The sequence below is a fragment of the Microbacterium sp. CGR2 genome (assembly GCF_003626735.1).
In the GTDB taxonomy this organism is placed as follows: domain Bacteria; phylum Actinomycetota; class Actinomycetes; order Actinomycetales; family Microbacteriaceae; genus Microbacterium.
Genome location: NZ_RBHX01000001.1, coordinates 1439614 through 1452509 on the forward strand (window position 1 = coordinate 1439614; position 12896 = coordinate 1452509).

The 12896-nt window shown below is 67.0% G+C and carries 11 protein-coding genes; 9 read left to right on the forward strand and 2 right to left on the reverse strand.

The window, feature by feature from the left end; genetic code table 11:
* Positions 1-110: 110 nt before the first annotated feature.
* From D7252_RS07270 to D7252_RS07300, 7 genes are all read left to right on the forward strand, one after another.
* Positions 111-1403 carry an ArgE/DapE family deacylase gene (locus D7252_RS07270; protein WP_120774772.1) on the forward strand — a complete coding sequence of 431 codons (1293 nt, stop codon included), beginning with the start codon at positions 111-113 and terminating at the stop codon, positions 1401-1403.
* A 159-nt stretch (positions 1404-1562) separates the two neighbouring features.
* The gene (locus D7252_RS07275; RefSeq protein ID WP_120774773.1) at positions 1563-2891 is read left to right on the forward strand and encodes an MFS transporter; all 1329 of its coding nucleotides are present in this window, start codon (positions 1563-1565) and stop codon (positions 2889-2891) included.
* Entirely contained in the window at positions 2888-3277 is a 390-nt protein-coding gene (locus D7252_RS07280) for a RidA family protein (protein ID WP_120774774.1), read from the forward strand. The genes D7252_RS07275 and D7252_RS07280 overlap by 4 nt, the downstream gene beginning before the upstream one ends.
* The gene (locus D7252_RS07285) at positions 3270-3920 is read left to right on the forward strand and encodes an RraA family protein (protein WP_120774775.1); all 651 of its coding nucleotides are present in this window, start codon (positions 3270-3272) and stop codon (positions 3918-3920) included. Before D7252_RS07280 ends, D7252_RS07285 begins: the two co-directional genes overlap by 8 nt.
* Positions 3921-3930: 10 nt before the next feature.
* Positions 3931-5640: a thiamine pyrophosphate-dependent enzyme gene (locus D7252_RS07290; RefSeq protein ID WP_308162457.1), complete on the forward strand. Its 1710-nt coding sequence runs from the start codon at positions 3931-3933 to the stop codon at positions 5638-5640.
* Positions 5641-5668: 28 nt separating this feature from the next.
* Positions 5669-7000: a M20 family metallo-hydrolase gene (locus D7252_RS07295; protein WP_120774776.1), complete on the forward strand. Its 1332-nt coding sequence runs from the start codon at positions 5669-5671 to the stop codon at positions 6998-7000.
* On the forward strand, positions 6997-8364 hold the full coding sequence (locus D7252_RS07300; protein ID WP_120774777.1) for an NAD-dependent succinate-semialdehyde dehydrogenase: 1368 nt from the start codon (positions 6997-6999) through the stop codon (positions 8362-8364). The genes D7252_RS07295 and D7252_RS07300 overlap by 4 nt, the downstream gene beginning before the upstream one ends.
* Before the next feature lie 66 nt (positions 8365-8430).
* Here the strand turns inward: D7252_RS07300 and D7252_RS07305 are convergent, their stop codons facing one another.
* A complete protein-coding gene (locus tag D7252_RS07305) occupies positions 8431-9492 on the reverse strand; it encodes an Rv2578c family radical SAM protein (RefSeq protein WP_120774778.1) in 1062 nt (353 codons plus the stop codon).
* 74 nt (positions 9493-9566) lie between these two features.
* Between D7252_RS07305 and D7252_RS07310 the strand changes: the two genes are divergently transcribed.
* Positions 9567-10496 carry a M15 family metallopeptidase gene (locus tag D7252_RS07310; protein ID WP_120774779.1) on the forward strand — a complete coding sequence of 310 codons (930 nt, stop codon included), beginning with the start codon at positions 9567-9569 and terminating at the stop codon, positions 10494-10496.
* Positions 10497-10646: 150 nt separating this feature from the next.
* Positions 10647-11810, forward strand: coding sequence for an acyl-CoA dehydrogenase family protein (locus tag D7252_RS07315; RefSeq protein ID WP_120774780.1), 1164 nt, complete (start codon positions 10647-10649; stop codon positions 11808-11810).
* 203 nt (positions 11811-12013) lie between these two features.
* On the opposite strand, the gene D7252_RS07320 is transcribed toward D7252_RS07315, so the two are convergent.
* The gene (locus D7252_RS07320) at positions 12014-12889 is read right to left on the reverse strand and encodes a siderophore-interacting protein (protein WP_120774781.1); all 876 of its coding nucleotides are present in this window, start codon (positions 12887-12889) and stop codon (positions 12014-12016) included.
* Positions 12890-12896: the final 7 nt, after the last annotated feature.

Below are 12896 nucleotides of genomic sequence, written 5' to 3' on the forward strand. Positions count from 1 at the left end.
CGCGAATCTCGCGGCGTTCATCGGTTGTTCGCGCAGCATTTCGCTACCAGCATGGAAGACGCTGCCTGCGAAGCGCCCCTCGGCGGCATCCACACATTCAACGGAGACCCATGAAGCTGACCAGCGAAATCGCCGAAAAGATCTGTGCGGCCGTCGATGCGGCCTTCGACCAGCAGATCGCCTTCACTCAGGAACTCGTTCGGCATCGTTCCTTGCGCACGAGGGAAGCGTCGGCCCAGGACCTCCTGTGCGAGGCGATGCGTGAACGCGGACTCGAGATGGATCGGTGGGATCTCGATCCGTCCGAACTCGCCGAGCATCCGGGCGCCGGGCCCGTGGCCGTGTCGTACGAGAACGTCGGCAACGTCGTCGGCACGTACACGCCCGCGTCCGAGGAAGGGCGTTCGCTGATCCTGAACGGGCACGTCGACGTGGTGCCGGAGGGGCCGCACGAGGAGTGGTCTCGGTCGCCCTGGGATGCGCCGGTGATCGACGGCTGGCTTTACGGGCGTGGGAGTGGCGACATGAAGGCGGGCCTCGCCGCGAATCTGTTCGCCTTCGACGCCCTCCGCACGGCGGGACTCGAGCCGACCGGGCGGATCCATTTCCAGTCCGTGGTGGAGGAGGAGTGCACCGGCAACGGATCGCTGTCTGCGCTGCAGCGGGGCTATCGTGCCGACGCGGTGATCATCCCTGAGCCCGAGGAGGACATGCTCGTCCGGGCCAACGTCGGCGTGATCTGGTTCACGGTGCGCGTCGCGGGGCGACCGACGCATCCGCGCGAGATGAGTGCCGGTTTCAACGCGATCGACGCCGCGCACCATGTGATGGAGCGGCTCCGAGAGGTCGAGACCCGATGGAACTCCGAGAAGTCGGCGCATCGGTACTTCGAAGACCTCGACCACCCCATCAACTTCAACCTCGGCGGCATCCGCGGCGGTGACTGGCCGTCGAGCGTGCCGGCGTGGTGCGAGCTCGACGTGCGCATCGCGCTGTATCCAGGTGTGACGGCGGACGCGGCATGGGCGGAGATCGAGGAGTGCCTCGCCTCGATCGAGGTCGACGAATCCGGGAACCCCGTCGAGGCGGTCGCGACCCGCAATGGTTTCTACGCCGAGGGTTACGTCCTCGAGGAGGGCACTGATGCGGAGTCGACTCTGCGTGATGTGCATCGCGAGGTCTTCGGCGACGAGCTGCGCACGTTCACCACACCCGGATACCTCGACGGACGGGTTTTCGCGCTCTACGCCGATACTCCGGCACTCGTTTACGGGCCCGTCTCCGAGGCGATCCACGGATACGACGAGCGCGTCGACGTGGAGTCGGTCCGGCGGATTACCAAGTCGATCGCCCTGTTCATCGCACAATGGTGCGGCGTGACTGTGCAGATGCACACGGACTGACCGAAACTGAGGGAATATATCCCTTGTCGCCCGGGCATTCGCCCCCACAGAGTAGTTCTCACCCGCAAAACTCACCCTCACTCCCTCGGAGGATCCGTGTCCGCCACATCCCCATCGGCCTCGTCGTCGGCCGAATCAGGTCGCCTCGACCGAGCCAAAATGCGCAAGATCGCGACCGCCAGTGTCATCGGGACCACGGTCGAGTGGTACGACCTGTTCCTGTTCGGCACCGCCTCGGCGCTCGTGTTCAACCAGGTGTTCTTCCCCGATCTCGACCCCGCCGTCGGCACGATCCTCGCGTTCCTCACGTTCGCATCCGCGTACCTCGCGCGAATCGTCGGGGCCATCCTCTTCGGCCACTTCGGAGACCGGCTCGGCCGCAAATCCATGCTGCTCATCTCTTTGATCACGATGGGAGCGGCGACGCTCGCGATCGGGCTCATCCCCGACTTCGCCACCATCGGCATCGCCGCACCGTTCATCCTGCTCACGCTGCGCGTCATCCAGGGTCTCGCACTCGGTGGCGAATGGGGCGGCGCGGTTCTCATGACCGTCGAGCACGCGCCCCCCGCCAAGCGCGGGTGGTACGGATCGCTCGTGCAGGTGGGTGTGCCGGCGGGAACTCTCATCGCCAACATGGCGTTCCTCATCGTCACCGCCATGGTCGATGACGAGGCTCTCGTATCGTGGGGATGGCGCGTGCCGTTCATCGGTTCGATCGTCCTCGTCGCGGTGGGCATCTACATCCGGTTGAACATCGAGGAGACGCCCAGCTTCCGCAAGGTGCGCGAGCGCGGTGCCAAGGCCAAGCTCCCCTTCGCCTACCTGATGCGCCACTACTGGAAGCAGGTGCTGCTCGGTGGCGTCGCGACCCTGTCGACCGGATCGACCTTCACCTTGCTGGTGGCCTCCGGAGTCAACTACGGCACCTCGGAACTCGGTCATTCCAACGATCTGATGCTCTGGGCCGTGCTGGTCGCCTGTATCGTCGCACTCTTCGCAATCCCTGCCTTCGGTCGCCTCTCCGATCGGGTCGGCCGCAAGCCCGTGATCGCCGCCGGCATCATCGCCGAGATCGTGCTCGCCTTCCCCTTCTTCTGGCTCCTCGACACCGGGATCGACGCGATGGTCTTCGTCGCCTACGCCCTGATGATGCTGGCGTTCTCGGCCAACTACGGACCGATCGCGACCTTCCTCGCCGAGCTCTTCGGATCCAAGGTGCGGTACTCGGGACTCTCGGTGGCCTATATGCTCTCCGGTCTGCTCGGATCGGCGATCACCCCCGCGGTCACCGTCGCGCTGCTGTCGATGACGGGCCAGAGCTCCTCGATCGCCTGGTACGTCGGCGGTGCCGCTGTGCTTTCCCTGATCGCGCTGTTCCTCCTCGCGGAGGGTCTGCACAAGAACATCGACATCGTGGGTGCCGATGACTCGACCGGCGGCGATGAGCCGATCCGCGGCGACCTCTCGGAGACGGTCGGGAGATGACGATCAGAAGGGTGCGGACAGTTGACGGCCTCGCCGGACCGGTCGGTCCGTTCTCGCAGGCGGTCGTCGCGAATGGTTTCGTCTACACCTCGGGCCAGATCCCCGCGGGCGTCGATGGCACCATGCCCTCCGACTTCGAAGGGCAGCTGGAAGCGACTCTGCACAACCTCCGCACCCTTCTGGAAGGCGTCGGCAGCGGCATCGATCATGTCGTGAAGGTGAACGGATACCTCACCGATGCCGCCGATCTCGAGGCATACAACCGCATCTATGCGCGGTGGTTCGGCGAACACCTCCCCGCGAGGACGACCGTGGGCGTCAGCCTGTGGGGCGTCGCCCTCGAGCTCGAGTGCGTCGCCCTCATGAAGGACGAAACGGATGACTGAGGCATCGTCCGTGGCCGGTGATCCTCTTGTCCACGCGATCCTGCGGGTCGAACTCCCCACCCTCGGCCACTTTCTCGAGGACGGGTTCTGCGATACGCGCATCCGTCCGGTCGGAGCCGTCGGCCGAATGGCGGGGCGAGCGGTGACCGTCGACCTCACCGAACCCGACGCGATCGCGGTGAATCATGCGCTGCTGCGTCTCCGGCCGGGCTCCGTGCTCGTGATCCAGGTGCACGGTGGGCGCCATGCCCCCGTCGGCGCGGTGACGGCCGCAGCCGCCGCCGCGCGGGGAGCGGCGGGAATCGTCGTGGACGGGCCCGTGACCGACCTGTCGGCTTTGAAGGCCACGGCCGCGGTGCTGCCCGTCTTCGCCACCGGCGCGACGGCATTGACCACGAAACGCCTGGGCACCGCCACTGCGGGCGTCGGTCGGCCGGTCATCGTCGGAGGCGTGCCTCTCTCTGATGGTGATCTGGTCGCCGGTGACGAGAACGGCGTGGTCGCCTTCGGTTCCGACGCTCTCGACGCCGACATCCTGGATGCCGCCCTCCGTTCCGACCTTGCAGAACCCGAGCTGCTCGCGCGCATCCGCCGGGGGGATTCTCTCGAGGATCTTCTCGCCCTCGACATCGAAACACTCTGAAAGGCTCTGAATGACCATCGAGACGACCACCGACTTTCGTGTGGCAGACATGCCGGGCACGCAAGGCCCCGCGCCGGAATCCGTGACGCGCTCCGCCGGGCACCTCATCGTCGCCCAGCTCGAGCGAGAAGGCGTCCAGCGCGTCTACGGTGTGCCGGGCGAGTCGTATCTCGACGTGCTCGACGGCCTCCACGACTCGTCGATCGAGACCGTCATCACCCGGCACGAGGGTGGGGCGGCATTCATGGCTCTCGCCGAGGGGCGATTGACCGGCCGTGCCGGCGTCGCGATGGTCACCCGCGGTCCCGGCGCCGCGAACGCCTTCATCGCCGTGCACACCGCTTGGCAGGATGCGACGCCGATGGTGTTGTTCGTCGGACTCATCCCCGTGGCCGACCGTGGACGCGAAGCGTTTCAGGAGTTCGACCTCACCGGGTGGTTCGGGTCGACGGCGAAGCACGTCACCACACTCGACGACCCGTCGTCAGCGGCGCGCGTCGTGACCGAGGCCATGCGGATCGCGCGCTCCGGTCGACCGGGCCCCGTGGTCATCGGTCTGCCTGAAGACGTGATCCGGCTCTCCGCCGATGGCTCAGCGACCATCGAGCCGACCGCGGTCGCCGGGGCAGAGGCGGGCGCCACGGCCGTCGATGAGCTGGTTGCGCGTCTCCTGCGGTCCGAGCGCCCGGTCATCGTGGTCGGCGGGGAGGGCTGGTCCGCCGACACGGGTCAGGCGCTGAGCGATTGGGCGGAGCAGCACAGGATCCCGGTTCTGTCGGACTTCCGAGCGTACGACGCGGTTCCGCACGGCGGGGCGTACGTGGGAGCACTCGGTTACGGTCGGGCGGACCAGGCGGCAGCCCTCTTCGACGAAGCCGATCTTCTCGTCTTCATCGGGACCTCGAGGACGGACGTGCTGAGCGATGGCTACCGGCTCGGACATGACGCGACGACCGTCGTCGTGCTCCCTGGGGAGCCGACAGGGCACTCCGGACGCCTGGATCAGCAGATCGCCTCCGACGCCGCGAACCTCATCGACCGCCTGCCACGTTCGCTGGGGGTGACGTTCGACGAGAGTCGTCTTCGCGAGGCACGCGAGGCTCACGTCCGCTTCTCGACCCCTTCCACGCTGGTCGACGAGGCGCGGACGGATGCCGGCGGCGAAGAGTACGTCGATCTCACCGAGGTGATGGCGGTGCTCCGCGAGGAATTGTCCTCCGACGCCGTGATCACCTTCGGTGCCGGGAACCATGCGATCTGGCCGGCCCGCTATCTGCCTCACCACGCGCCGGCGACCCTTGTGGCACCCCGTAACGGGGCGATGGGTATGGGTGTTCCCGCCGCGGTCGCGGCCTCTCTCGTCTTTCCCGGGCGCGAGGTGCTGTCCATCGCCGGCGACGGGTGCTTCCTGATGAACGGTCAGGAGCTCGCGACAGCTGTCGGATACGGAGGACGATTCGTCGCGATCGTCGTGGACAACGGCGTGTACGCGACCATCCGTGAGCACCAGGAGGCCCACTACCCGGGCCGCCCCTCGGGGACGCACTTGACGAACCCGGACTTTGCGGCGTTGGCGCGGTCGTACGGAGCGTACGGCGAGACGGTTGCGAGCACCGCCGGATTCCGCGATGCGTACCGGCGGGCCCGTGCGAGCAGGCTTCCTGCCGTGCTCCATCTGCGCCAAGACCCGGCCGTTCGCGCACCGTCGACTGCCGTCTGACATCGTGCCGATTCGAGGAGGATCCGCCATGCCCATCGAACACGGAGCGGTCGCCCCGGCCCCTTCAGACTCCGCCGACGGTGAAAGGCAGGCCGTGCAGGCCGAACGCTTTCTCGCCGACTTCGCTCGTCTGAGCGCCTTCGGAGCGACAGGTAACGGAGGCGTCGACCGGCAGGCGGGCAGCGAAGCCGACGTCGCCCAGCGGCGTTGGTTCGCTGCGCTTCTCGAGGCGCATGGTCTGCGGGTGGAGTACGACCGGATCGGCAATCAGTTCGGTCTGCTCGTGGTCGACCCGGAGGCGCCATACGTCGTCGTCGGCTCACACCTCGACTCTCAGCCGACCGCCGGGCGCTACGACGGCGCATACGGTGTGCTCGCCGCCGCGCATGCCGCATTCCGGCTTGCGGACGAGTGGTCGGCGGACGGCGCGACGACACCGCGGTACAACCTCGCCGTGGTCAACTGGTTCAACGAAGAAGGCTCGCGGTTCACTCCGTCGATGATGGGCTCGAGCGTCTACACGGGTGTGCTGCCGTTGGAGCAGGCGTTGCGCACGACGGATCGCGCAGGAACGACCGTGACCGAGGTGCTGCAGCCTGCGGGTTTCCTCGGCGCCGGTGACGGTCCGGAAGCCGCGTTCTGCGCCGAGATCCACATCGAGCAGGGACGGGTGCTGGAGAACTCGGGCACCACGATCGGTCTCGTCACCGCGAGCTGGGCGGCCAGCAAGTACGTCGTCACCGTGGAAGGCGCGCAAGCGCACTCAGGGGCGACAGTGATGGGCGATCGCAGAGACGCCCTGTACGGCGCGTCGCTCCTGGTGGTGTTCGCGCGCGAACTGGCAGACAGATTTCCCGGCGTGCTGCACACGGCCGTCGGGCAGCTCGACGTCTACCCGAACTCTCCGGTCGTGGTGGCCTCGCACGTCCGATTGCTGCTCGACCTTCGCTGCGCCGACGAATCCGTCCTCTCCCAAGCGAACGCACTGCTGCAGGAACGCTTTGCCGAGATCGAGGACATCGCGGGAGTCGGCATCCAGCGGGTGCTGTCCCACGAATGGGGTATCGACCCCTATCAGCCGGAGGGCGTCGACCTTGCGCGGGCTTCTGCGGAATGGCTCGGGTACTCCCGTGAGGAGATCCTCACCGTCGCCGGGCATGATTCGATAAACATGAAGAGGCAAGTGACCACGGTCATGTTGTTCGTGCCTTCGGTGGACGGTGTCTCTCACAACGAGGGCGAATACACCCGCGACGAGGACCTGGTCGCCGGACTCGACGTCCTGACCGACGTCGTCAGACGACTCGCGCAGGGAGAATTGGCGCCCATCTCCGGCGCTGCTGAGGAGCGAACCAGATGACCGACTACATCGTCACAGATCCTTCGACCAACCAGGTGGTGCGCCGGTTCGAGTCAGCGACCGACGCCGACGTGGATGCGGCCGTCGCCCGGGCGGCGCAGGGCTTCGAGGCCTGGCGCAGGCTCACCATCGAGGAGCGGTGCCGCTACCTCGCGGCGGTCGCCGCGGAGTATCGCGCGGACAGTGATCGCCTCGCCCGCATCATCACAAGGGAGATGGGGAAGACGACGGCGGAGGCGCTCGGCGAGATCGGGATCGTGGCCGATATCTACGACTACTATGCGGTGAACGGCCCGGCATTCGCCGCGGATCGGCCCCTCCCGGTCGCGGAGGGTGAAGCGGTCGTTCGCACCGCCCCGATCGGAGTGCTCCTGGGAATCATGCCGTGGAACTATCCGTACTACCAGGTGGCGAGATTCGCGGCGCCCAATCTCGCGCTGGGCAACACGATCGTGCTGAAGCATGCGCCGAGCTGTCCGGAGTCGGCGGCGGCCATCGCCGAGCTGTTCGAGCGGGTCGGCCTGCCAGAAGGGGCATACGAGAACGTCTATGCCTCTGAGGCGCAGGTCGCACGCATCATCGAGCACCCCGCGGTGCAGGGAGTCTCGCTCACCGGTTCGGAGCGCGCCGGCCGTGCTGTGGGCGAACTCGCCGGAAGAGCCATGAAGAAGGTCGTGCTCGAGCTCGGTGGATCGGATCCGTTCATCGTGTTGCCGGATGCCGACGTCGACGCAGCTGCCCGCGCCGCGGTGATCGGACGGATGGGCAATGCGGGCCAGGCCTGCACTGCCTCGAAGAGGTTCATCATCTCGGATGAGGTGTACGACGCATTCGTCGAACGCTTCACTCGTCTTGTCAGCGAGCTACGCGTCGGCGATCCGCTCGAAGACGGCGTTTCCTTCGGGCCGCTGTCGTCGGAGGCGGCGGCGAGAGCCGTCATCGACCAGGTCGACGATGCGACCGCCCATGGCGCGACCGCGCTCACCGGCGGACGTCGTCTCGACCGTCCTGGCGCGTTCGTGGAGCCCACCATCCTGGTCGACGTCACCCCGGAGGCCCGCGCCTATCGCGAGGAGATCTTCGGGCCTGTCGCCGTCGTGCACCGCGTCACCTCGGTCGACGCCGCGGTGCAACTCGCGAACGACACGCCCTACGGCCTCGGCAGTGTGATCTTCGGATCGGATCGTGGCCTCATCGCCGACGTCGCCGATCGACTGGATGTCGGGATGGTGTCGATAAACGCGCCATCGCAGACCCAGGCCGATCTGCCGTTCGGTGGCGTGAAGGCTTCGGGAGTCGGACGAGAGCTGGGCGAATACGGAATGGCGGAATTCGTGAACCGCAAGCTCATCCGGTGGCAGTGACGGCCGGGGCGTGCGCTCCGCCGGTCACCGCGTCGTCTGCCATCTGCCGCTTCGCCGGGTGTCGGCTCAGAACAGCATCGGCTGGGGTGCGGTCGCGAGTGCAGGTGCGGACGCTGATCTCGTGGCCGGCGCTGTGCGCGCGAAACTCCCTCGCCATGGTGTGAGGTCTTCCTCGTCGCTTCCGTCGAGCCCATGCATGCGGATCAGTGGTCGCGCTCGTTTGGCGAGCCACTGCCGATAGGGCTTCGGGGCTTCGGCGGACATCCCGGGATACAGCCCGAGGTAGGAGGAGACGAGGTCGGGTCGCGCCTCGCCGAGCCACTTCATGAACCAGGGCTTGACCCCGGGTCGAAGGTGGAGCGCGCCGTAGATGACACGTCGGGCTCCGGCTTCTTTGATGCGTCGGAGCGCGTCGTCGATGGCCTCGACCGAATCGGTCATGTGCGGCATGATCGGCATGAGGAAGACCGTCGCGCGGAACCCGGCATCCGCCAGAGCGCGCACCGTGTCGAGTCGAGCCTGCGTCGTCGGCGCCCCCGGCTCTATCGCCTTCTGCAGCTCATCGTCGTACATCGCGATCGACATCTGCACATCGACGGGAACCCGCGTGCCGGCCGCCACCAGCAGCGGGATGTCGCGGCGGATCAGCGTGCCCTTGGTGAGGATCGACATCGGAGTCCCCGAGGCGGCGAGTGCATCGATGATCCCGGGCATCAGCTTGTAGCGGCCCTCTGCCCGTTGGTACGGATCGGTGTTCGTTCCCAACGCGACGGTCTCGTGCTGCCAACTGCCGCGCCGGAGCTCTTTCTCGAGCACATCGACGACGTTCACCTTGACGACGATCTGCGAATCGAAGTCGGCTCCTCCGTCGAGGTCGAGGTACTCGTGGGTTCCGCGCGCGAAACAGTAAACACAAGCATGACTGCATCCGCGGTAGGGATTGATGGTCCAGGCGAACGGCATGCGCGAGGCTCCGGGCACATGATTGAGCGCAGACTTGGCGAGAACCTCATGGAACGTCATCCCGGCGAACTCCGGCGTCGTCACGGAGCGGATGATGTTGCGATCCTCCATGCCCGGCAGCGCCGCGGCATCGGTCTCCCCGACTTTCTGTCCCTGCCATCTCATCGATACATTCGAACATAGAACCGAAACAACGGCAAGTCTTCATGCGACATCCGTTCGAATGAGAGAATGAAGCAATGCACCTCTTGCCGCACGCCCAGCATGCGGCTCCGCGTTCCCCGATCCGCGGGCCGGCGCTCCCGATCGGCGTGGCCGTGACCGCCGTCGGGATGATGCTGTCGATCGCCTCGGCACCCCTGACCCCGGCGTCGGAACCGACGATGCCCGAACCCGTTGCCGTCGTTCAGGTCCCGTCTGTTCGCGTCGAGGCCACGGAGGCATCCGACCCGTGCGGAGAGCCCTCGGTGCAGCAGGCGCTCGCCGCCGGTGACGACGCGGCGACCATCGCGGGTTTCGGTGGGGGCGAGAACTTCCGCGCCGCTGTGGTCGCGGGCAACGCGCCGTGCATCTCGCTGAGCGACCCGGCTCGCGTCTGGGTCGTGGTGAACAAGGGTCGTCCGCTCGACCCGCCCGACTATGAGCCCTCGGGCCTCGAACCGGTACCTCTGCAGATGACGACGCTCTCGGGTCGCGTGCGCTCCGAGGTGGCTGCCGCCGTCGGCCAGATGGCGGACGCGGCGGAGGCCGCAGGTGTGGGGCGCATCGGGGCCAACAACGGCTACCGCTCCTACGGGCTGCAGGTGACCACGTATGAGTCACACGTCCGCGCGCAAGGCCAGAGCGGTGCGGATGCCGGCTCGGCCCGACCCGGCCACAGTGAGCATCAGACGGGGCTGGCGCTCGACGTCGTCGCCTGCGGGGCCGGTTGCGGTGGGCTCGATGGTTTCGGCGGAACGGGGCAGAGCGACTGGGTGGCGGCCCACGCCTGGGAGTACGGCTTCATCGTGCGCTACGAGGATGCCGGTACCCCGGTCACGGGCTATGCGCCGGAACCCTGGCATCTGCGTTACGTCGGAGTAGATCTGGCCGCCGCCTACCATCAGGGCGGCTTCCACACGCTCGAGGAGTTCTTCGGGCTGCCGGCGGCGCCCGACTACGCCCACTGATCGGCGCGGATGCTCGGGTTGCGGCATCCGACAACCACGGAACCCAGTTTCACGTTTCGTGGGATGCATTCTCACAATGAGCTGTCTCGGGTCCATGCTGCGCCCTAGAATCGCCGGAGCAACGATGCATGAGACGTTCAGGAGGACGGCATGGAACGCGACATCTATGAAGAGGATCACGAGGCTTTCCGGGACCTCGTCAAGGATTTCGTCAAGCGCCACGTGACGAACGCGACGATCGAGAAGTGGGATGCCGACGGAGAAGTCGACCGTGCGACGATGCTCGCGGCCGGCGAAGCCGGGATCATCGGGCTGTCCGTCCCCGAGGAGTTCGGCGGTGCCGGCATGCTGCAGGACTACCGGTTCCGCGCGGTCGTGAACGAAGAGGTCATCGCGGTGGGCGCCGGTTCGCTCGCCGGGGCCTTCGGCATCCAGGACGACCTGGCCATCCCCTACCTGGTGCACATGGGCACGCAGGAGCAGAAGGAGAAATGGCTGCCGCGGATGGCAACCGGTGAAGTCGTCGGCGCGCTCGCGATGACCGAGCCGGGAGCCGGCAGCGACCTGCGCGGGATCAAGACCACCGCCAAGAAGGTCGACGGCGGCTACATCGTCAACGGCGCGAAGACCTTCATCTCGTCGGGCGCGACCGCCGACCTCGTCGTCACCTTCGTCAAAACAGGAGAGGGCAACCGCCCCGACGCGTTCAGCCTCGTGCTGATCGAGAACGGCATGGAGGGGTTCGACCACGGCAAGAAGCTGCACAAGATGGGCTTCCAAGGTCACGACACCGCCGAGCTGTCGTTCAGCGACGTGTTCGTTCCGGACGAGAACCTCATCGGCGGCAAAGAGGGTATGGGCTTCATCCAGCTCATGATGAACCTGCCGCTCGAGCGCCTGTCGATCGGCGTCGCGGGAGCCGCCGCGGCCCAGGCCGCTCTCAACTGGACGGTCGCCTACACGAAGGACCGCGAGGCCTTCGGCGAGCGGATCATCGACTTCCAGAACACGCGGTTCAAGATCGCCGACATGGCGACCACGGTCGACGCGCTCTGGGCATACATCGACCGCGCGCTGCTCGCCTACAAGGAGGGCAAGCTCACTCCGGAGGAGGCCGCGAAGGTCAAGTTCTGGGCGACCGAGCGCGAGTGGGAAGTGCTCGACACCGGCGTGCAGCTGCACGGAGGCTACGGCTACATCACGGAGTACCCGATCGCCCGGGCATTCCTCGACGCCCGTGTGCACCGCATCTACGGAGGCACCAACGAGATCATGCGCGAGATCGTCGGCCGCCAGATCGCCGGCAAGCGCTGAGGTCCGCTGACCCTTCACTCTCCTCCGGTGCGGGGGTCAGAAACACACCCCGGGAGGTCCGGGATGCGTTTGTGGCCTCCCACCGCGTGGGCGCCCGTGCCGGACTCAGCGCGACCGTGGCGTGCGGCCGGGGCGGCCGATATCGGCCCGGGCGTCGCTGCGAGTGTCCGTCGGCATCGATTCGCCCGCGGCACCCGACCGGCTCATGCCGAGGGCTCCGCCGCGATCTCGCGAGCGGACTTCGATGCGGGCGCCGCCGCACCGCTCTTCCAGTAGCCGCAGAAGCTCACTGCGTGCTTGTCGACTCCCCGTTCGCCGACGAGGAGCTTGCGCGCCCCCGATGCGAGGGCCTGCTCGCCCGCCGCATAGGCGTGGAACGGAGCCCCCGGCAGAGGAGTCCGGCTCAGCGTCTCGAGGGCGAGCGAGCCGGGAACGACGTCCTGCGGCCGGACGATCCAGACGACCGCGATGCCCGACGGATGGCGGAACTCCTGCGCATCTTCCTCGGACGGCACCTCGATGATCGCCGTGCCCACAGCATCCGTCGGCAGCGAGGCGCAGATCGAGGCGATCGCGGGCAGGGCGGTCTCATCGCCGGCGAGTAGCACGCGTTCGGTTCCCCGCTGCGGGTTGAAGGTGAGCCCCTCATCGATGATGAGGACGTGTTCACCGGGCTGGCACGTCTCCGCCCAGCGCGATGCCGGGCCCGCGGTTCCGTCTGCGGCCGAGCCGTGCAGGAAGAAGTCGACATCGATCTCGGCGCCGGCCGTCGCGGTCGCGGGCCGGTAGGCGCGCACCGTGTAGTTGCGCATCACCGGACGCTCGCCCTCGGGAATGCGCAAGAACTTGAGGTAGCCGAACATCTTGTTGGCCTTCGCGGGGACCCGGTCGAGGCCCGCATCACCCCCGACGGGCAGGAACAGTCGGAACCATTGATCGAAGCCCATCGGGCGGAACTTCGCGATGTCGCCACCGCCGAGTGTCACCCGTGCCCAGTGCGCGGAGAGCCGTTCGCTGCGCACGACCGTCAGATGGAGGAGATCCGACGATTCGGGTTTGACCAGTTTGCTGTATGCCATGGGGCGC